General features: G+C 70.2%; 16 protein-coding genes. 11 read left to right on the top strand and 5 right to left on the bottom strand.

The window, feature by feature from the left end:
• Positions 1–133 precede the first annotated feature (133 nt).
• Positions 134–1,090 (top strand): FKBP-type peptidyl-prolyl cis-trans isomerase, encoded by a 957-nt coding sequence (locus PLL68_RS04565; RefSeq protein WP_324532062.1) that lies wholly within the window; start codon positions 134–136, stop codon positions 1,088–1,090.
• A 44-nt stretch (positions 1,091–1,134) separates the two neighbouring features.
• On the top strand, positions 1,135–1,512 hold the full coding sequence (locus PLL68_RS04560) for an FKBP-type peptidyl-prolyl cis-trans isomerase (RefSeq protein ID WP_324532060.1): 378 nt from the start codon (positions 1,135–1,137) through the stop codon (positions 1,510–1,512).
• Here the strand turns inward: PLL68_RS04560 and PLL68_RS04555 are convergent.
• Entirely contained in the window at positions 1,496–2,611 is a 1,116-nt protein-coding gene (locus tag PLL68_RS04555) for a DUF3866 family protein (protein ID WP_324532058.1), read from the bottom strand. The genes PLL68_RS04560 and PLL68_RS04555 overlap by 17 nt on opposite strands.
• 35 nt (positions 2,612–2,646) lie before the next feature.
• Between PLL68_RS04555 and PLL68_RS04550 the strand changes: the two genes are divergently transcribed.
• From PLL68_RS04550 to tatC, 4 genes are all read left to right on the top strand, one after another.
• The gene (locus PLL68_RS04550) at positions 2,647–3,657 is read left to right on the top strand and encodes a helix-turn-helix transcriptional regulator (RefSeq protein ID WP_324532056.1); all 1,011 of its coding nucleotides are present in this window, start codon (positions 2,647–2,649) and stop codon (positions 3,655–3,657) included.
• Entirely contained in the window at positions 3,657–4,637 is a 981-nt protein-coding gene (locus tag PLL68_RS04545) for a helix-turn-helix transcriptional regulator (protein ID WP_324532054.1), read from the top strand. Before PLL68_RS04550 ends, PLL68_RS04545 begins: the two co-directional genes overlap by 1 nt.
• Positions 4,638–5,015: 378 nt before the next feature.
• Positions 5,016–5,318 (top strand): Sec-independent protein translocase subunit TatA, encoded by a 303-nt coding sequence (tatA, locus tag PLL68_RS04540; protein WP_324532052.1) that lies wholly within the window; start codon positions 5,016–5,018, stop codon positions 5,316–5,318.
• Positions 5,319–5,389: 71 nt separating this feature from the next.
• Entirely contained in the window at positions 5,390–6,160 is a 771-nt protein-coding gene (tatC, locus tag PLL68_RS04535) for a twin-arginine translocase subunit TatC (protein ID WP_324532050.1), read from the top strand.
• 10 nt (positions 6,161–6,170) lie between these two features.
• Here the strand turns inward: tatC and PLL68_RS04530 are convergent, their stop codons facing one another.
• Together PLL68_RS04530 and PLL68_RS04525 are read right to left on the bottom strand one after the other, a co-directional pair.
• The gene (locus tag PLL68_RS04530) at positions 6,171–7,763 is read right to left on the bottom strand and encodes an aspartate:alanine exchanger family transporter (RefSeq protein WP_324532048.1); all 1,593 of its coding nucleotides are present in this window, start codon (positions 7,761–7,763) and stop codon (positions 6,171–6,173) included.
• Between the two features lie 91 nt (positions 7,764–7,854).
• Positions 7,855–12,684, bottom strand: coding sequence for an Ig-like domain-containing protein (locus PLL68_RS04525; protein WP_324532047.1), 4,830 nt, complete (start codon positions 12,682–12,684; stop codon positions 7,855–7,857).
• A gap of 274 nt (positions 12,685–12,958) precedes the next feature.
• On the opposite strand from PLL68_RS04525, the gene PLL68_RS04520 reads away from it, so the two are divergent.
• The 3 genes from PLL68_RS04520 to PLL68_RS04510 are packed head-to-tail and all read left to right on the top strand — an operon-like array spanning position 12,959 to position 17,087.
• Entirely contained in the window at positions 12,959–13,384 is a 426-nt protein-coding gene (locus PLL68_RS04520) for a helix-turn-helix transcriptional regulator (RefSeq protein ID WP_324532045.1), read from the top strand.
• A 10-nt stretch (positions 13,385–13,394) separates the two neighbouring features.
• The gene (locus PLL68_RS04515; RefSeq protein ID WP_324532043.1) at positions 13,395–14,282 is read left to right on the top strand and encodes a diacylglycerol kinase; all 888 of its coding nucleotides are present in this window, start codon (positions 13,395–13,397) and stop codon (positions 14,280–14,282) included.
• A gap of 21 nt (positions 14,283–14,303) precedes the next feature.
• Positions 14,304–17,087 (top strand): DEAD/DEAH box helicase, encoded by a 2,784-nt coding sequence (locus PLL68_RS04510; protein WP_324532041.1) that lies wholly within the window; start codon positions 14,304–14,306, stop codon positions 17,085–17,087.
• Positions 17,088–17,101: 14 nt separating this feature from the next.
• Here PLL68_RS04510 and PLL68_RS04505 read toward each other — a convergent pair whose 3' ends face one another.
• Positions 17,102–18,049, bottom strand: a complete 948-nt coding sequence (locus PLL68_RS04505) for a 5'-3' exonuclease (protein ID WP_324532039.1) — start codon at positions 18,047–18,049, stop codon at positions 17,102–17,104.
• Between the two features lie 33 nt (positions 18,050–18,082).
• Between PLL68_RS04505 and PLL68_RS04500 the strand changes: the two genes are divergently transcribed.
• Both PLL68_RS04500 and PLL68_RS04495 read left to right on the top strand, forming a co-directional pair.
• Complete coding sequence (locus tag PLL68_RS04500) at positions 18,083–18,505, top strand: Lrp/AsnC family transcriptional regulator (protein ID WP_324532037.1); 423 nt, start codon at positions 18,083–18,085, stop codon at positions 18,503–18,505.
• Positions 18,506–18,665: 160 nt separating this feature from the next.
• Entirely contained in the window at positions 18,666–19,379 is a 714-nt protein-coding gene (locus PLL68_RS04495; protein ID WP_324532035.1) for a hypothetical protein, read from the top strand.
• A 12-nt stretch (positions 19,380–19,391) separates the two neighbouring features.
• Here PLL68_RS04495 and PLL68_RS04490 read toward each other — a convergent pair whose 3' ends face one another.
• On the bottom strand, positions 19,392–19,859 hold the full coding sequence (locus PLL68_RS04490) for a hypothetical protein (protein ID WP_324532082.1): 468 nt from the start codon (positions 19,857–19,859) through the stop codon (positions 19,392–19,394).
• Positions 19,860–19,938 lie beyond the last annotated feature (79 nt).

The following is a 19,938-nucleotide window of genomic DNA, read 5'->3' as shown; positions in this document are numbered from 1 at the left end:
CCGGTGAGCGGAGGTGACGCGAACGGCATCCAGCGTCCTCCCAGCCGCCGATGTGCAACCTCACAAGGGCCGCAGTTATCGTGGATGACCGTTGCCCGCTGCCGGGCAGCACCCCCGACCGAAGGTTCCACACGTGTCACGTCGCGTCACCACCACCCTGTCCGCCGCCGCCCTGGCCTGCGCCCTCGTCCTCAGCGGATGCGGCGAGGAGAGCGCACCGAGCGCCAACACCTCCGCTGCGCTGAGCGCCATCACCGTCGAGGGAACTGACGCCAAGACCGCGCCCACCGTGAAGGTCGACGCGCCGGTCACCGTGACCAAGACCGAGTCCAAGGTGCTGACCGAGGGCACCGGCGAGGCCATCACCAAGGACGACCTCGTGTCGATCCAGGCGATCATCCTCAACGGCACCGACGGCAAGCAGGCCCACAGCACGTGGGAGACCGGCCCCGTGGGGCTCGACCTCGGCGCGCAGGACCTGTTCGGATCCTTCAAGAGCCAGCTCCCGGGCAAGAAGATCGGCTCACGGGTGCTCATCACGTCCACGCCGGCCGACGCGTTCGGCGAGCAGGGCAACCCCGACCTGGCGATGAAGGCCGACGACCCCGTGGTGTTCGTCGTCGACGTCGTCGGTGCGACCAAGGTCCTCGCGCAGGCCGAGGGCACCGCGGTGCCGCCCAAGGCGGGTCTGCCGACCGTGACGATGAACGAGGGCAAGCCCGCGACCATCACCGTCCCCAAGGGCGCCAAGGCCCCGGCCAAGACCGTCGTCCAGCCGCTCATCACCGGCAAGGGCGCCGAGGTCAAGGCGGGCCAGACCGTGCGCGTCGCCTACACCGGTGCACTGCTCAAGGACGGCAGCGTCTTCGACTCGAGCGCGAGCCGCCCGGAGCAGCCCTACTTCGACTTCGCCGCCGGTCAGGGGCAGGTCATCTCGGGCTGGGACAAGAGCATCGTGGGTCAGAAGGTCGGCAGCCGACTCCTGCTCGTCATCCCGCCGGCCGAGGGCTACGGCGAGGCCGGCAGCCCGCCGAAGATCGCCGGCACCGACACCCTCGTCTTCGTCGTCGACATCCTCGCCGCGTACTGACACCACTTGTACCGACCCCACTCTCGAACGAAAAGGACCACCCCATGAGCAGCCAGCCCACCCGCCCCGAGATCGACTTCCCGGGCGAGGTCCCGTCCGACCTCGTCATCGAGGACATCACCGTCGGCGACGGTGCCGAGGCCACCCCCGGCAGCACCGTGTCCGCGCACTACGTCGGCGTCGCCCACTCCACCGGCGAGGAGTTCGACGCCTCGTGGAACCGCGGCGCGCCGCTGGACTTCCGCCTCGGTGTCGGCATGGTCATCGCCGGGTGGGACCAGGGCATCGCGGGCATGAAGGTCGGCGGCCGGCGCAAGCTGACCATCCCGCCGCACCTGGGCTACGGCGAGCGTGGCGCCGGTGGCGCCATCGCCCCCGGCGAGACGCTGATCTTCGTCGTCGACCTCATGGACGTCCGCTGACCGCGGAGTCGGTCAACGCAGCAGCATGAACACCCGCGGCGGCAGCCGCGAGGAACGGGGCGGGGTCTGAGTCCAGACCCCGCCCCATCGTGCGCAGGGCGACCGGCGAGGTGTGCAGCGCCTCGAGCAGTCCGTCAGCGGGCACCTCGACCACCGAGAGCCGGGCCCGCGCCGTGTCCACCAGGGTTCGCAGCTGCTCGCGCACGAGCGCGTCGAGCTCGGCATCCGGCAGCGTGGTCACGGGGACGTCCGCCGCGGTGAGCAGGGCGCGGCCGTAGGCCGTGCGGCTGTGGTGGCTGATCCCGCGGTGCCGCTCTCGCAGGTCGGCCCCCGACACGCGCAGCGACGCGATTCCGTGTCCGCCGAGCACCTCGGCGGCGTGCAGGGCGTCGGCACACCCCACCCCGGAGTAGCCCCACCGCGTGCCGGTGCCCACGTTGCCCGGCCCCTGCGTCACGACGGCGACATCCGCACCGACGACGAACCGGGCCGCGAGCAGGCCGGTGTGCGTCGTCACCGCCTCGTGGTCGCCACCGAACGCCTGGCCGACGGTGATCGTCGACGCCAGCCACCCGGCATCCGCCAGGCCTGCGACGGCTCTCGAGAACGCCGCCGGGAGGGCGCCGCCGTCGGTCATGACGTAGGCGACCCGCGCGTGCGGGTGAGTGGATCGGATGCCGGCGAGCACCGCCGGGAGCGCGGAGTGCAGGTCCGCGACGACCACCGGCATCCCCGCCAGGTCGTCGGCGTCGGCGAGGTCAGCGTGGTGCGGGCTGTCCTGCTCGTCGACGGCGAGCAGCATCTGCTGCATCGGGGTGTAGCGCGCCTTGACGATGTGCCCGGGGCCGGTCTCGGGGTCCGCCGGCAGGTGGTCGGTGCGGGCCACGACGAACGCGAGCCCTCCCGTGCCCAGCCCACGCAGTAGGGCCGAGGCGTTGAGCAGGACCCGTTCGCCGACCGCCGGTTCACCGACCATCGCGGTGTATGCCAGTGCCCGAACGGGCGGATCGGCCGCCTCGTCGAGGGCCACGGAGTACTCCACGGCGCCCGGCCACCGACGCACCTGCTCGACCACGGTCCCGGCTCGCCACTGCATCACGCTCGGCAGCGTATCCGTCAGGTAGCGTCTGGCGGGTGAGCAACGAGCCCGGCGTGGGCGCCCCCTCGGCGGCACAGGTGAAGACCGAGCGACTGCTCAACCTCGTGCTGGTGCTGCTCTACACCCGTCGGCCGCTGCCGAAGGCGCAGATCCGCTCGCTCGTGCCGCAGTACGGGCAGTCGGCGTCGACCGAGGCCTTCGAGAGGATGTTCGAGCGCGACAAGGACGAGCTGCGCGAGCTCGGCATCCCGCTGGTCACCGAGGACATCGACCCGCTGCACGAGGACGAGCCCGGCTACCGCATCCACCAGCGCGAGTACGCCCTGCCCGACATCGCCTTCGAGCCCGACGAGCTCGCTGTCCTCGGGTTGGCGAGCCGCACCTGGGCGCAGGCGAGCCTGGCCGGGCCGGCCGCTGCCGCCCTGCGCAAGCTGCGCGCGGCCGGGGTCGAGCGCGACGTCGACGCGCTCATCGGCATCGAGCCGCGGCTGCGCACCACCGAACCCGCCTTCGACGCGGTCAAGGACGGTGTGCTGCGCCGGGTGGTGCTGACCTTCGGGTACCGGCGCCCCGAGGCGGCCGAGGTGCAGGTGCGCACGGTGCAGCCGTGGTCGCTCGTCTCCTGGCACGGGCGGTGGTACCTCAACGCCTTCGACCTCGAGCGCGAGGCTCCTCGCGTGTTCCGCCTCTCGCGGATCGTCGGCACCGTCAAGGCCTCGGGTCGGGCAGGTGCATTCGAGGTTCCCGAGGACCACGAGCCCCAGGCGATGGTCCGCCGGGTGGCGCGTCCGCAGACCCAACCGAGCCCGGCCGTGCTGCGCGTGCGCCGCGACACCGGGCACAGCCTGCGTCGCCGGGCCCGCACGGTCGGGTCCGTCGACGACACGTGGGACCTCGTCGACCTCGACCACGGCGACCTCGACGCCTTCGCCGAGGAGCTCGCCGGCTACGGCCCCGACGTCGTCGTCGAACAACCACCCGAGCTCGTCGACGCCGTCGTCGAGCGCCTGCGCGGGGCGCTGGCTGCCCACGGGGGGCGGGGCTGATGGCCGGGTTCGCGACCGAGAGCGCCACCGCGCGGCTGGCGCGCCTGCTGACGATGGTGCCGTGGCTGGTCAACCGTCAGGGCATCGACCTGCGTCAGGCGGCCGACGACCTCGGGGTCAGCGTCGAACAGCTCGAGGCCGACCTCAACCTGCTCTTCCTGTGCGGCTACGGCCAGATGCCCGACGAGCTCATCGAGGCCGACTGGGAGGAGGGCCGGGTCTTCGTCGGCAACGCCGAGACCATCGCCCGCCCCCTGCGGCTCGGGGTCGACGAGGCGGTCACCCTCATCGTGGGCCTGCGGGCGCTGCGCGAGGTGCCCGGTCTGGGCGACCGCGACGCGGTCGAGCGGGCCCTGGCCAAGCTCGAGGATGCCGCCGGGTCGGCTGCCGCTCCCGCCGCGCGGGTGCGGGCCGAGGTGGCCGACGGCGGTTCGTCGCAAGTGCTGGCCCGGGTGCGCCAGGCCGTCACCGACCGACGCCGCGTGCACCTGCGCTACCTCGTGCCGGCCCGCGACGAAGCCACCGAGCGCGACGTCGACCCCATGCGCGTCGTCGGCATGGACGGCCGGTGGTACCTCGAGGGCTGGTGCCACCGGGCGGGGGACACCCGGATGTTCCGGTTGGACCGCATCGAGGAGCTCACGGTCCTCGACCTCGACGGCACCCCACCGGCGCACGCCCGCGAACGTGACCTCTCGGAGGGCACCTTCCGCCCGGCGCCCGACGACCTCGTGGTCACGGTTCACCTGCTGCCGGGGGCGACCTGGGTGGCCGACTACTACCCGGTGGAGTCCAGCGAGGAGGTCCCGGCCGCGGACGGCGGCGGACTCATGGTGCGTCTGCGCACCGCGGACACCGCGTGGCTGCGGCGACTGATCTGGCGGCTCGGCGGGCGTGGTGTCGTCGTCGATCCGCCGGAGGTCGTCACCGAGGTGGCGGCCGGAGCCGCTGCCGCTCTCACTGCGTACGGGGAGGCCTGAGCGATGTTGCCCTGGTGGGGTTGGGTTCTGGTCTGGACGGTGCTGCTCGCCGCGTCGGCCGCGCTGATCGGTCAGCGGGCCTGGCGGGTGTGGGGGAGCGTGAAGGGCGTGAGCCGCGAGGCCGCGCGAGCCAGTGCCCTGGTCGCGGAGCTCGAGGCGCGAGCTGACGCGCTTCGCGACCTGGAGCCGGCGCCCCCGGCTGTCACCCAGCCTCCTCTCAGGATGCGCGAGGAGTATCGGGCGGGCAAGGCCGCGACACGGGCGGCCCGCCGTGCGCGCCGGGCGGAGCACCTGCCACCGTGGGCACGCGTAGACTGACCGACCAGACGCCACGGCGCCACCCCCGGCGTCCCACCATCAGCACAGGAGTTGCACCCCATGGGCAGGATCGGACCCACCGAGATCATCATCGTCGCGGTGCTCATCATCCTCATCTTCGGATGGAAGAAGCTTCCGGATGCCGCGCGCAGCCTCGGCCGTTCGGCGCGGGTGTTCAAGTCCGAGGTCGACGAGATGAAGAAGGAGTCCGAGGCCGCCAAGTCGGACGCCTCGACCACCACCGTCAAGGGTGAGCCCATCGAGCCGGCCTCCAGTGTCGACCGCGCGATCCCGACCACCGAGGGCAACGCCGTGCGTGAGAACGCACCGCGCACGGACAACCAGTCCGGCCCCGTGGCCTGACCTCACCACCCCTCACCTCACCACCACCCATGGCTCGTCTGCGCCGGCGCCCTCGTGACCCCGAAGGGCGGATGACGCTCGGCGAGCACTTTCGCGAGTTCCGACGTCGGCTGGTCATTTGTGCCGCGTCGGTGTTCGTCGCGGCCATCGTGGCCGGGTTCTACTACGGACCGATCTCTCGCTTTCTTCAGGCACCGTTCAATGCCTACCAAGCCAGCTCACCCGAGGTCGTCGCGAGCATCAACTTCGCCGGGGCAACCTCGGCGGTGTCCAACATCATCAGCATTTCGATCTTCGTCGGACTGATTGCAGCGAGCCCCATCATCCTGTGGCAGGCCTGGGCCTTCATCGTTCCCGGCTTGACCATCAAGGAGAAGCGGATCTCCTTGGCGTTCCTCGGCTCCACCATCCCGCTTTTTCTCATCGGATGCTGGCTCGCGTACACGATCCTGCCGACGTCGCTCACCATCTTGTACGGCTTCAGCCCCGAGGGCACGTCCAACATCGTCCAAGGGTCGGAGTACTACTCGTTCGTCACCCGGTTCATCCTCGTCTTTGGCTTTGGCTTCCTCTTCCCGGTGGTCCTGGTGGGGCTCAACGTCATCGGCCTCTTGCCCGCTCAGCGGCTGCTCGCAGGATGGCGCGTCGCCGTCGTGCTGATCTTCGTGTTCGCCGCCGTGGCCACCCCGACGCCTGATCCGTACACGATGTTCGTCTTCGCGGGGCCGCTCACGGCGCTGTACTTCGCGGCGTGGTTCGTTTGTTGGCTCCTGGACCGGCGCAAGGAGAAGGCGCGCCCTGACTGGCTCAACGTGGACGACAACGAGGCCTCCGCGCTCTGAGAACGCAGCGTCAGCCCAGGCCTGCGAGCACCTGCGCCACGATGATCTTCGAGATCATCGCCACGGGGTAGACGAGGGCGTACGCGACCCCGACCCGGGTGTCGTAGCTGGTCTTGTCGTTGACGTAGGCCAAGATGGCCGGCTGGGTCTGTGAACCGGCCAGGGCCCCCGCGGTCTCGAGCCAGGTGAGCTTGCGCAGGACGTGCATGCCGAGCACGAGCAACACCGCCGCGGATGCCGTGAGCACCAGTCCCAGCACCGCCACCTTCCAGCCCGAGTCCGACGCGAGCGCGTCGGTGATCGACCGCCCGGCCCGCACCCCGGCATACGCGAGGAAGGTGACCATGCCCAGCGCCGACAGGGACTGCGCCGCGCCGTGCGACATCGACGTGATGACCGGTCCGACCCGCCCGAGGCGGCCGAAGACGAGCCCGACGAGCAGCGTGCCCGCCGCCGCGCCGACGGTGAAGCCACCGCCGGGCGTCGGCACGTGCACGAGGCCGAGCGCCATGCCCACCGCGAGCCCCAGGGCCAGGCCACCAACGTTGATGTCCGACATGCCGCGGTCGCTGTCGCCGAGGTAGGTGCTGACCTCGGCCATCTGGTCCCGGGGGGCGATGACCCGCACCCGGTCACCCATCGCGAGGACGAACGTGTCGTGCGCGACGAGGTCGAGGTCGCCGCGCCGCACCCGGGTGACGGCCGCGCCGAACTTCGCCTCGAGGTCGAGCTCGCCGATGGTGTGACCCACGAGGGACTTGGTCGACAGCGTGATGCGGCGGTAGTCCAGGTCTGCCCGGTCGGCGACGATGTCGTGTGAGGAGACGTGGCCCAGTTGCTGCGCCACGGCATCCAGGAGCTCACGGGGTCCGACGACGGTGACGAGGTCGTTGTGACCGATCGTCTCGGCCCCCCCGGGCACCATCGTCGGGTTGGCGGCATGGGCGTGCTTGAGGCGCGACACGGTGATGTCCTGGCCGTGCGCCGCGGACAGGGCGTCGACGGTGATCGGCTCGTGCACCTCGACGCGGATCGTCTCGTGGCCGATCTCCTCCCGCCGCGACTCGCCGCCAGGCCGGCGCAGCGACCAGGCCGCGACGGCGAGCATGAGGATGACACCGCCGAGGTAGGTGATCGAGTAGCCGATCGTGGGCGCGGACGGGTCCGCGGCCCGGGCGGATGCCGCCGCGAGGGCCGGTGTGTTGTTGAGCGCACCAGCGAAGGCACCGGAGACGATGCCCGGCTCGATGCCCATGACCCGGCCGACGCCCACGGCGATCACCCCGACGAGGGACAGCGCCCCGGCCACGACGAGCATGGTCGGCCACCCCCGCCGCAGCGACGAGAAGAAGTGCGTCCCCGAGACGACTCCCACCGTGTAGGTGAAGAGCACGAGGCCGAACGTGCCGATGACCTCGGGGATCTCGAGGTCGACGTCAGCCGAGGCGGCCCACGCGGAGACGCCGAGGGCGGCGAACAGCACGGCAGCCGGCCCGAGGTGCACCCCCTTGACGCGCACGTGCCCCAGCGCGGCGCCGAACGCGAGCAACACCGCGAGGAGGAGGAGGGGGTGTTCGGAAAGGAGGGTGAAGATCGAGCTCACCCGATGATCGTCCCACCTTTGCAGTCCGCGGTGGGAACCCGCCGGTGCGGGCCCGCACCGCCGCCTGCCCAGGACGGTGCTGGTCCGTGCTTCATCCTGCCGTGGTGAACGTGATCGTGACGGTCGCCAGCGGTGTGCCCAGCAGGCTCCGGATCGCCGTCGGGCCGCCGGTGAGGGTCAGGCGGTACTGCGTGTTGTCCTGAAGCACGTCGGTCGCACCCCCGAAGGGGTTGATCAACAACCGGTTGGTGGCCGGGTAGAAGGCCATCGTGACCGGGACGCTCGTGTTGTCAGACACCCGCGTGATCCGCACCGTCGACGTGCCGTACCCGGTGACCGCCATGTCGAAGAAGACCTGCAGGTTGGATCCGACCGTGACGTTGGTCGCCCCGTCCACCGGTGTCGTGCTGAGCACCGTCGGGGCGGGAGACAGCGGGAGGGTGGTGAAGGTGATCGTCGTGGTCGCCAGCGGGATGCCCGCCAGGTTGCGGATCGCAGACGGTCCACCCGTGAGGGTCAGCCGGTACTGCGTGCCTGCCTGGAGCGCGCCTGCCCCGCCTCCGAAGGGGTTGATCAGCAGCCGGTTATTGGCCGTGTAGAAGGCCCGGGTGAGCGGGACGTTGGTGTTGTCCGACACCTTCGTGATCCGCACGTTCGAGCCGCCGTAACCGGTGACCGCCTGCGAGAAGAAGACCTGCAGGTTGGATCCGACCACCACGTTGGTCGCCCCGTCCACCGGTGTCGTGCTGAGCACCGTCGGCGGCGTGGCTGCGTTGATGGCAAAGTCAGCAGTCGACGACGACACAGTCATCGAGGGCATGCCGGAGCCGTAACCGACGACGTTCTCCGCGATCACCTTGTACGTGAACGGCGTGGTTGCGTCGGATGTGGGATCGGTGAAGGTCCGGGCCCCGTGCGCGTTGCCGTCACCCAGTGGTTGGTCCAAGCTGCCCACCGTCGTCCACGTGGTTCCGTCGGTGGTGCGCTTGATGACGAAGCGGGTCTCGGTGATCGAGTTGTCCACCCAGTCGAGCTTGACCTTGCCGCCGACGAGCTGCCCCTGGAGCCCCCCCGGTGCGGCAGGCGGCAAGGCGAGCGAGACCGGACGCATCATGTCCATCTCCTCGTGGCTGAGGATGTGGCAGTGCCAGACGTACTCCCACCCGAAGTTGACGAGCTTGTTGGTGATCGGCGTGGTGAGCGGGTTGCCCTGAGGGTCGGTGTTGAAGAACATGGCCCCCGAGCCGCTCGGCATCATCGGGTTGAGTGGTCGCACCGAGTTGGGCACCTCGAAGGGCACCTGCGGGATGATGGGGCGCAGCGCGATGATGGTGTCCTCGAGAGGGCTCATCCGCACCGTGTCCTTCCACCCGTTCTCGTTGGCGTCGTTCGGGATGATGATGTTGTCCCACGTGACCCGGTTGAGCACCTGGACGTCATAGAGGTGGAAGTGGATCGGGTGGGTGTCCACGCCGTTGTGGGTGACCCGCCAGATCTGGGTGCCGTCCTTGGCGTCGCTGATCGGCGTGATCTTGACGTCCTTGACCGGTTCACCGGTGACGGAGTCAGTCGTCACGACCTGCTTGGGCAGCTTGGTGCCGTCGATGAGCTCGGTCTGCGGGTTGACGAACGGGTAGAGCGTGACGTTCTGTGCGCCTGGTGTCGGCGGCTCTGCCTCGATGCCGAGGTTGGCCTGCATCCGGCCGAACTCGTCGAACGTGCTCGCATTCGTCTCGTCGTGGATCGCTTTCGGCTCCATCTTCACCGTCGTCTTGGTCGTCGGGGACTTCAGGGTGTTGAAGGCGAAGCTGCCCGTGTCATTGACTCGGACCAGCCCGTCGCACTTCGTGACACCAGCCGCCTTGCACTCGCCCGTCGCCGCGAAGCTGGTGCCCATGGCCGTGTTGTAGGCGGCCTGGCCCACGATCGGCGGGTGCTGGCTCGACTCGAACACCCCGGTGCCGTTGGCCTTGTGCGAGAACGCGTTGCGCAGCTTGGTCACGTCGTATGCCGGTGCCGGAGCCGATGCGGCGATGGTCACCTGCATGACGGTGCGGGTGTTGGGTCCGTAGCCGGGCAGGATGGTCGGAGCGCCGGTGGGGCTGAGGTCCGGTGCGCCCGTGTAGTAGTCGTAGGTCGGCACCCGGGCCGGGAAGGCCGCCGGAGCGTCGTTGTAGAGGATCAGCGTCTTGCCCGCGAACTTCGAGAAGTCCACCACGGCGTCGGCGCGCTCGGCCGGGGCCAGCAGCATCGAGTGCTGGTCCACGTTGCCGACGTCGAACCGGGTCGGGTCGGTGATCCAGGTGGTGGGCTGCTGGCCGTCGATGACGGTCGGGGTCGGAAGCATCCCACCCTCGTTGGCGAACTGCACCCAGTCGGGCCCGGCCGCGTTGTTGTTGGCATCGGCCGGCGTCGGGGAGACGTTCGGGTCGGTCTGCGCTGCGAGCAGCTCAGCCGCGTTCAGCTTCACCTCGGTGGTGCCGTCTCCCTGGTCGGGGTCGGCGGTGTACCACTGCAGGTTGAAGAACCGGTCGTTCGCAGCGTTGAGCATCCGCAGGCGGTATGCCTTGGGCTCGAGCGTGACCTTGGGGTAGGCCACACCGTTGACGATCGGGGTGTCGTTGAACTGCTCCATCCCGGCCGAGACGTTCGGGGTGCCCGGAATGAGCTCCGGCTCGCAGAACGGGTCGGTCTGGTAGGTCCAGGTCGACGGGTCGTCGACCTTGCAGCTGGCGTCGTAGTAGGGGTTCGGGATCGGCCCGTACTTGGTCCCGGAGGCCGGTGGCCAGAACCACGGCCCGTACATCCAGCGCCCGTAGGCGCTCATGCCCGAGGCGTCACCGGGGTTCTGGGCGGGCATGTAGACGTGGTGCTGCCACAGTGATCCCTTGCCGCCCCAGCGGGTCGTGTCCCAGGTCGGGTCCTGGCCGTACGAGGTGATGTCGCCGGCGCCGTTCGTGACGTCCTTGAGCTGCTCGTCCCCGGGCACGAAGGTCTTGTCCTGGATGACGAGCGGCAGCGTGTCCGCAGCAGCCGGGATGACACCGTCGGCGACGAGCTTCTTCTCGGTGTCGTCGGCGATCAGGTACCCGGCAGCCTCGCCGGCGTAGACGTTGAGGCGGGTGATGCCCCACGCGTGGTCGTGGTAGAACATCAGCCGCGCGCTCTGCTGGTTGGTGTAGAAGAACGTCTGGCAGCCGTCGTCCGCGGCGTCGCACGTCGTGAGCCCGCCCGCGTCCTTCATGTCGGGCACGTTCTTGACGCTGACACCCTGCGGCCACGGCGTGCCCTCGCCCGCGGGGGTGATCCACTGGTGCGGGGTGCCGTCGCTGATCCAGGGGGTGATGCCACCGTGCAGGTGCAGGGTGGCCCGGTTGTCCTTGAAGCACATGTCGGACTTGGGGTCCTGGGTGCACTCAGGCTCACGGATGCCGTCGGTCGTGGTGCGCTGGTCAGTGGGCTCGGGCATGGCCATCGGGCCCATCCCGGAGCCCATCATCGAGCTGTCGGTCGGCAGGAACAGGTCGCCATCGACGCCGGTCGGCAGGAGGTTGTGGAAGACGATCCGAGTCGGCTTGTCCTTGGTGGCGCCGATGAACGGCCCGAGGTACTGCGGCGGGGTCACGCCGAACGCCTGCTGCCCGTTGATCATCACGGGGGTATCGGGCTGGCTGGGGTCCACGTTCGCGTTCATGAGCGGGAAGTGCTTGCTCACATCCGCGTTGGCGGGTGTCTCGATCTGAACGTACCCGCGTACCAGCGTGGGCGGCAGGTCTGACGAGAACGTGGTGCGGTACTGCACCAATCCGATGACGTACTCGTCGGCCGCGACCTCACGGCTCGGGGTCACGCTGGTATCGGTGTACTTCTTGGCCTCTGGGACCGCCGTCGGCAGGTACTTGCCGGTTGCGGGGCAGGCAGCCGGGCTGCAGAGCGTCGGGAGGTCGTCGACGAACTTCTTCATGCCCTTGGTGAGGTAGCCCGCACCAGGGGTGCCGACGGTCACGGCGGTGATCGCCCCGCCGTCGGTCACCGCGGAGGCAGTGGCGCCGGACCCGGATCCCACGGGGTCGGTAATGGCCACGGTCGGAGTGCTGGTGTAGCCCTTGCCGAACTCCAGGACGTTGACCGCGCTGAGCATCAGGGTGGCCTTGGCCGTCGCGGCTGCAGTGCCCTCTGGGAAGTTGATCGGGTCGTACTGCGTGCCGTTGCGGATGGTCACCGCCGGCGCCGTCGTGTAACCGGAACCGGGTTCGTCGACGATCACCGAGGCGATCGAGACCGTGGCGTCGGGGGCGTGCGAGCAGTCGGTGGCCTCGACGCACTCGACGTGCCCGGTCGCCTGGATGCCGTTGGGGTCGTCAGGGTAGTCGAAGTCGACGATCGGCATCGAGTAGCCGGACCCGCCGTCGGTGACCGCGACGTCCCCCACGGCGCCGGAGGCGATGGCCGTCGCGGCCAGGTTGCCGGTCACGTTGAGGTTCACCCCACCAGAAAGGACGACCTTGAAGGCCTCGTACCCGGAGCCGGGCTTCACGCCGGTGAACCCGGTCACGACGTCGGCGGCGCTCACGGTGGCGGTGGCGGTCGCGTTCGGGTTGCCGCCGGCGACCTCCACGGTGACTGGACCCGAGTCGTAGCCCTGCCCCGCGGCGGTGACGTCGACGCTCTTGATGCCGCCGGTCACGGGGTCGACCTGCGCCACCGCCGCGGCCCCGCTCCCCGTGCCGGAGATCGTCACTGAGGCCTGGCTGAGGGTGAGCGGGCTGTTGGCCCAGTTCGGCCACGGCCCGAAGTAGTGCGGCACCTTCGTCGGATCCGGCGTCGCCGCCATGGCGGCCTCGGTACCGATGACCGTCGTGACCATCGCGAGGAGCATCCCGAGGACGGTGAGGATGACTGTGGTGACACTGCGCGACATCCGAGACATGACGACCCCTGCCTGACCCCTTCGAACCGCGTCCTGATGGCGCAGGTCCTCAGCGGACCGTAGAGCCATCATGAAATGCATCACAAGCGAAACCTCATACCGGAAATCATTCTCGCGAAACTGCGGGTCCACTCGCTGACGTCCTGCCCATGGACGGTCCGGGCCGCACGGTGTGTCGAAGGTGCGGGGGCTGGGACTCGCAGGTCAGTCAGGCAAGTGCTCCGATACGGCCCGCCGGAAACAGGATTCTCCTATCGTGGTGCGTATGAAGCGGGACGGGTGGACCCTCCTGACCAACCACGCGCTTGTGCTCGTGTGCTTGGCCGCGAACCCCGACGTCCTCTTGCGCGACGTCGCTTCGAGCGTTGGACTCACCGAGAGGTCGGTGCAACAGATCGTCGGTGACCTCGACCAAGCGGGCCTCATCACCCGCCTGCGGGTGGGCCGACGCAACCACTACGTCGTGCGCCGTGACGAACGGTTCCGTCACCCCCTCGAAGCCGGGGTGACGGTGGGCGGGTTCGTCGACCTCGTCGAGCGCAGGGGCGCGCAGCGCCCGCTGACTGGTGCGCGAACGGCATCCCGGGCCTCGGCCGACGGCAGCCTGGAGGGCCCCGAGCGACTCGGCGACCGAGGTGCGCAATCCCAACCAGCGCCGCAAGCGGCCACCGTGCGTCCTCGCACGGGCTAGCCTTCCAGCCATGGCGCGGCTGGGTCTCATGGTCAACCCGACCTCGGGCAAGAACACGGGGGCACAGGTCGGTCAGCAGGCCCTGTCGCTGCTGCGGGACGCGGGGGTCGACGTCCTCGACCTCAGCGCGTCCGATGCCCGCAGCGCCGTGGAGCAGGGCAGGGCCGCGATCGAGTCGGGCGCCATCGATCGGCTCGTCGTGGGTGGCGGGGACGGCATGGTCCACCTGGGCGCGAACCTGTGTGCGGGCACGCCGGTGCCCCTCGGGGTGATCGCGGCCGGCACCGGCAACGACATCGCCCGCGAGCTGGGGTTGCCGGTGCGTGACGCGGCCGCCTCGGTGCAGCGCATCCTGTCGGGGAGCACCCGGCAGGTCGACGCCGCGCGGCACACCACGGCCACCGGCGGGCAGAAGTGGTTCCTCGGGGTGCTCGCCGCCGGCTTCGACGCGGTGGTCAACGAGCGCGCCAACCAGCTGACCTGGCCCAAGGGCCCGATGCGCTACAACCTCGCGATCCTGCGTGAGCTCCCGGTCTTCCGTGCCATCCCGTACACGCTGGTGCTGGACGGTGAGCGCATCGACACCGAGGCGATGCTCGTCGCCGTCGGCAACGGCCCCGCCTACGGCGGCGGCATGCGGGTCACCCCGGACGCGTCCTTCGACGACGGGCTGCTCGACGTGCTCATCCTGCGCAAGATCTCGACCTTCGAGTTCCTCCGGGTGTTCCCGAGGGTGTTCAAGGGCACCCACGTGAGCCATCACGCCGTGCAGATCCGCAGGGCGCGCACGGTGTCGCTCGAGGCCAAGGGCATCGTCTCCTACGCCGACGGCGAGCGCTTCGCCCCGCTGCCGATGAGCATGGAGGTCGTGCCCGGCGCGCTCACCGTCCTCGCGTGATCGCTGACGTAGCCTGAGCGCATGTCCAGCCCCGCCGAGAGGTACGCCGCGGCAGCGGCCCGCAATCGCCGGGAACGCAGCGAACTCGCGCGCTTCACGGCATCCCTGGAATTCCCCCTCGACGACTTCCAGGTGCGGGCCTGCGAGGCGGTCGAGCTCGGCAAGGGGGTGCTCGTCGCAGCGCCCACGGGGGCCGGCAAGACGATGGTCGGCGAGTTCGCCGTGCACCTGGCGCTCGCGACCGGTCGCAAGGCGTTCTACACCACCCCCATCAAGGCACTGTCGAACCAGAAGTTCCACGACCTCGTGCGGGTGCACGGGGCCGCGAACGTCGGTCTGCTGACGGGGGACTCGTCGGTCAACGGCGAGGCCCCGATCGTCGTCATGACGACCGAGGTGCTGCGCAACATGATGTATGCCGGGTCGCGCACCCTCGAGGGGCTCGGCTTCGTCGTCATGGACGAGGTCCACTACCTCGCCGACCGGTTCCGCGGGGCCGTGTGGGAAGAGGTGATCATCCACCTGCCCGAGCACGTGCAGGTGGTGTCGCTGTCGGCAACGGTGAGCAACGCCGAGGAGTTCGGCGACTGGCTGGCCGAGGTGCGGGGCAACCACGAGGTCGTCGTGTCCGAGCACCGTCCGGTGCCGCTGTACCAGCACGTCCTCGTCGGCACGACGATGTTCGACCTGTTCGCCGGCAACCGGGTCAACCCCGACCTGCTGACCGCCATCCGCAGCGCGGAGGAACGCGGACGGTGGCAGGACGAGCCCCGCCGGGGTGGGGGAGGTCGCGGCGGGTCGCGCGGGGGCGGTCGTGGCCCCGGTGGAGGATCGGGCGGTCGAGGATTTGCCCGCGGCGCCCGACCCGGCGGGGGTGCGAGCCGTGCCGAGGTCATCGAGGAGCTCGATCGCGACGGGCTGCTCCCGGCCATCACCTTCATCTTCAGCCGGGTCGGGTGCGAGGCCGCCGTCGGCCAGCTGCTCGCCGCGGGAACCCGCCTGGTGCCCGAGCGCGAGGGGCTGCGGATCCGGCGCCTCGTCGAGGAGCGCGTGGACTCCCTGGCCACGGAGGACCTCATGGTCCTCGGCTACTTCGACTTCGTCGAGGGCCTGTCGAGGGGTTTCGCCGCCCACCACGCCGGCATGCTGCCGCTGTTCCGCGAGATCGTCGAGGAGCTGTTCACGGCCGGGCGCATCCGTGCGGTGTTCGCCACCGAGACCCTTGCCCTGGGCATCAACATGCCGGCCCGCACGGTGGTGCTGGAGAAGCTCGTCAAGTACAACGGCGAGGCCCACGTCGACATCACTCCTGCCGAGTACACCCAGCTCACCGGGCGTGCCGGGCGCCGTGGCATCGACATCGAGGGCCACGCGGTGGTGCAGTGGGCCCGGGGAGTCGACCCGTTGGCGGTCGGCGGTCTGGCCTCGGCCCGCACCTACCCACTGCGCTCGAGCTTTCGCCCGACCTACAACATGGCCGTCAACCTCGTGTCCCAGGTGGGTCGTGAGGTGGCCCGCGAGATCCTCGAGACCTCGTTCGCGCAGTTCCAGGCCGACCGGGCCGTGGTGGGCATCGCCACGAAGGTGCGCCGCAACGAGGAGGGGCTGCACGACTACGACGAGGCGATGCACTGCCACCTCGGCGACTTCCGGGAGTACGCGGCCCTGCGCCGCAGCCTCGCCGACGCGGAGAAGGACGGGGTGCGCGCGCGATCGGCGTCCCGTCGCGCCGAGGCCGCCCTGTCGCTGGAGGCCCTGAAGATCGGCGACGTCATCCGCATCCCCGCCGGGCGTCGCGCCGGCTGGGCGGTCGTGGTGCAGCCTGCCCGAACCGGCCGGGGCGCTCCCACCGGGCCGAGCGTGGTGACCGAGGACAAGCAGTTCCGCCGGCTGACCACCGTCGACGTCCCCGACCCCGTCGAGCCGTTGGCCCGGGTGAGCGTGCCCGCCCACTTCAACCCCAAGTCACCGAAGTCGCGCCGCGACCTCGCGACGTCGCTGCGGATCGCTGCGCCCAACGGACTCGACGACGCCCCGTCGCGCCGGTCACGTCGTGGTGGCGACACCGAGCCCGAACACGTGCGGCTGCTGCGTGAGCAGCTGCGCGCCCACCCCTGCCACCAGTGCCCGGACCGCGAGGCCCACGCCCGCTGGGCCGAACGCTGGTGGCGCCTCAAGCGCGAGACGGTGGGGCTGCAGCGCAAGGTCGAGGGCCGCACCAACACCGTGGCCCGCATCTTCGACCGCATCTGCGACGCGCTCGAGGCGCTGGGGTACCTCGACGAGAACGGCACCGTGGTCACCGAACGGGGTGAGCGGCTGCGCCGGCTCTACACCGAGAAGGACCTGCTGGCTGCGGAGTGCCTGCGGCACGACGTCTGGAAGCGGCTCGACGCCCCGTCGCTCGCGGCGGCGGTCTCGGCTCTCGTGCACGAACCGCGCCACCAGGAGGCCGAGGTCTCGCCGAGGATGCCCAACGACGACGTCGCTGCGGCGCTCACCGCGATGGAGCGGCTCTGGTCGCAGATCGAGGACCTCGAGACCGAGCACGACCTGCCGACCACGTCGATGCCGGACGGCGGGATGGCGTGGATGGTGCACCGCTGGGCCTCAGGGGACCGGCTCGACGCGGTCCTGCGAGGTCAGGAGATGGCTGCGGGTGACTTCGTGCGCCGCTGCAAGCAGCTCGTCGACCTGCTCGACCAGGTGGCCAAGGCCAGCACCGACGCCGTGGTGCGGCGCACCGCCCGGTCTGCGATCGACGGCGTCCTGCGTGGCGTCGTCGCGGCCGACCGCCTCGACTGACCCGCGGTCAGTGGTCAGCGGGGGAGGGCGAGCGCGGTCAGGAGACGTTCGATCGGGTTGCCGACGCCGTACGTGTCGGCGAGCGCCTGGAGCGCGGCGGTGTCCGCCGGCGCGTGGGGGAGCGTGAGGTCGACGTCCGGGAGGGCGGCATCCCTGGCCACCCGCACCACCGTCGGTGCGACGTCGAGGTAGTCGGATGCCGCTTCCAGGTTGAGTCGTCGTGCCCCCTTGATCGCGGGGTCACCACTCTCGATCGCGGCCCGCAGTGCCGCGAGGGAGCCGTACTGCGCGATCAGCTGGGCCGCGGTCTTGTCACCGATGCCCTTGACCCCCGGCAGCCCGTCGCTGGTGTCGCCGCGCAGCACGGACATCTCGAGGTAGGCCTCACCGGTGGGCACGGAGTACCGCTCCTGGAGGTAGGTCTGGGTCGTGATGTCCGGCTCACGCACCCCGCCCTTGCCCGTGTAGAGGACCCGGATGCCGTGCGCGTCGTCGACGAGCTGGAGCAGGTCGCGGTCACCGGTCACGACGTCGACGGGCATGACTCCCCGGTGGCGGTGGGTCAGCGTGCCGATGACGTCGTCGGCCTCGAACCCGGGCGAGCCGAGGCGGGCGATCCCGAGGGCGCCCAGTGCCTCGCGGATCAACGGCACCTGCGGTGTGAGGTCGTCGGGTGACTCCTCCGCGACGGCCGAGCCCTCGACGAGCCGATGCGTCTTGTACGTCGGGATGAGGTCGACGCGCCACTGCGGCCGCCAGTCGTCGTCCCAGCAGGCAACGAGGTGGGTCGGGCGATGGGCCGTCACGAGGGTGGCGATCATGTCGATGAATCCGCGCAGGGCGTTGGTCGGCGGCTCGTCGGGGGTGCGTCGCTGGTCGGGCACCCCGAAGAACGCGCGGAAGTACAACGAGGCGCTGTCCAGCAGCAGGAGCTTGCCGGGCCCACCGGCGGCAGAAGACATGGGTGCAGCGTAGAGAACGGCTACCCTGAGCGCGTGGAAGACCTAGATCGGCGGATCATCGAGCTCCTGGCCCAGGACGGGCGGATCAGCTACACCGACCTGGGGAAGTCCTTGGGCATGTCCACCTCGGCCGTGCACCAGCGGGTGCGCCGGCTCGAGCAGCGCGGGGTGATCAAGGGATACACGGCGAAGGTCGACCACCAGGCGCTCGGTCGCCAGATCACCGCCTTCATGTCGATCACCCCCCTGGACCCGGCTGCTCCGGACGACATTCCCGAGCGTTTGCGCGAGCTGCCGCAGATCGAGGAGTGCCACTCGGTGGCCGGCGACGAGAACTACATCCTCAAGGTGCGGGTCGACACCCCGGCCGAGCTCGAGGAACTCATCGCAAGCGTGCGCGGCGTCGCCAACGTCTCGACGCGCACGACCGTCGTGCTCTCCACGCCCTGGGAGTAGCTGGAGCTCGTCGCGCGGGGTCTGACCCACCCGAAGGAACGGCTCGCCCATCGTTCTTCCGGCCGGTCCAGCGACGGTCTGGAGGGGGATGAGACCTCGGGTGAGATCGGGGATCGTGGTGGGACCCACCCATTGGACCCACCCCGAAGGACACACCCCGATGACCTCACAGACAGCAGCTGCCCCGCAGACACGCAACGACCCTCAGCGGATCGTCGGCGTGACGGCGATCGCGCTTGCCACCTCGCTGCTGGTCCAGAACGTCGTGGTGGCTGGTGCCGGAGCGCCCGAGTACGGGGCGCCGATCGCGGACGTCCTCGCCTTCCACGCGCAGAACCGAGGCCCCGTCGCGGTGGCGGTGGGGCTCGAGGCCCTCAACCTGCCGCTGCTGCTGGGGTTCCTGGCTGGTCTTCACGGCCTGGTCCGGCGCAACGACAGGGGAGAGTCGTGGTCTCTCTTCGCCCTGGCCGCGGGTGCGACGCTGTCGGCCATCTGGGCGATCTATGCGGTGGCGTGGATCGGGGTCGTCCTGTCCGCCGGCGAAGGGGCCCAGCCGAGCCCGACGCTGGAGCTGGCCTGGCAGCTGCATGCCGCGGGCCTGGCCATGGCGCTGCCAGCACTCGGCACGACGTTCCTCGGTGCTGCAATGGCGACTCACGCAGCCTCGCTGACGCCCCCGTGGCAACGCCTGCTCGGTGTCGTCGGGGCCGCCCTGCTCGTCGTCGCCGGGGCGGCGAGCCTGGCCATCGCGGACGGCTCGCCGATGGTGTTCGTCGGAGTGGCCGGCCTCGCGATGTGGGTCGTGTGGCTGCTCGCGACGGGCGTTCGGCTGCTCCTCGCACGCAGGACCCCTGCGCGCACCAGCGTCAGGTGAGTGCCGCGAGCATCAGTCCAGCTGCTCCAGCCGTCGTGCCTGGTCCTCGGTCACCATCTCGGCGTTGACCATCGCCCCGGTGCGAACGCCGGCCGCGGCGGCCATGACGACCTGGGACATCGGGTCGGTGAGGTTCCCCGCGGCCCACACCCGCGGCACGGCGGTGCGGCCGACGGCATCCGCCGCCAAGGATCTGGCCATGACGCGGCCCATCATCTCGAGGTCGGTGAGCTCAAGCCCCAGAGTGGTGAGCAGGGGGGACAGCGGCTCGACGAACGACGCGACGACGACGGCATCCGCCGTGACCGTCCCACCGGGGACCTCGACGCCCCTGAGGGTGCCGGCCTCGCCGAGCACCCTGCTGACCGGGCCCTCGACGACGTCGATACCCAGCGCCCGCAGTCGGGTCACGGCGTCTGGCGCCAGCGCCTGCGGGTCGTGGAGCACCACCGTGAGGGCGTCGGTGAGCTGGTGGAACAGGCCGGCCTGGTGAATCGCTGCGGGTTATCTGTGGTGACCTGGTGGGTAGGCACAGAGTGATGCGCGGTCGCTTAAGGCC

Source organism: Ornithinibacter sp. (genome assembly GCF_035443565.1).
Classification (GTDB): domain Bacteria; phylum Actinomycetota; class Actinomycetes; order Actinomycetales; family Dermatophilaceae; genus Fodinibacter.
The sequence above is the reverse complement of the archived record's forward strand: the minus strand, read 5'-3'. Positions and strand labels throughout refer to the sequence as shown.

Bases quoted from the DNA above. Each gene is read 5' to 3' on its own strand.
- PLL68_RS04545 (WP_324532054.1), top strand. From the start codon at position 3,657: ATGGCCGGGTTCGCGACCGAGAGCGCCACCGCGCGGCTGGCGCGCCTG.
- PLL68_RS04515 (WP_324532043.1), top strand. From the start codon at position 13,395: ATGGCGCGGCTGGGTCTCATGGTCAACCCGACCTCGGGCAAGAACACG.
- tatC (WP_324532050.1), top strand. From the start codon at position 5,390: ATGACGCTCGGCGAGCACTTTCGCGAGTTCCGACGTCGGCTGGTCATT.
- PLL68_RS04560 (WP_324532060.1), top strand. From the start codon at position 1,135: ATGAGCAGCCAGCCCACCCGCCCCGAGATCGACTTCCCGGGCGAGGTC.
- PLL68_RS04520 (WP_324532045.1), top strand. From the start codon at position 12,959: ATGAAGCGGGACGGGTGGACCCTCCTGACCAACCACGCGCTTGTGCTC.
- PLL68_RS04510 (WP_324532041.1), top strand. From the start codon at position 14,304: ATGTCCAGCCCCGCCGAGAGGTACGCCGCGGCAGCGGCCCGCAATCGC.
- tatA (WP_324532052.1), top strand. From the start codon at position 5,016: ATGGGCAGGATCGGACCCACCGAGATCATCATCGTCGCGGTGCTCATC.
- PLL68_RS04495 (WP_324532035.1), top strand. From the start codon at position 18,666: ATGACCTCACAGACAGCAGCTGCCCCGCAGACACGCAACGACCCTCAG.
- PLL68_RS04505 (WP_324532039.1), bottom strand. From the start codon at position 18,049: ATGTCTTCTGCCGCCGGTGGGCCCGGCAAGCTCCTGCTGCTGGACAGC.
- PLL68_RS04525 (WP_324532047.1), bottom strand. From the start codon at position 12,684: ATGTCGCGCAGTGTCACCACAGTCATCCTCACCGTCCTCGGGATGCTC.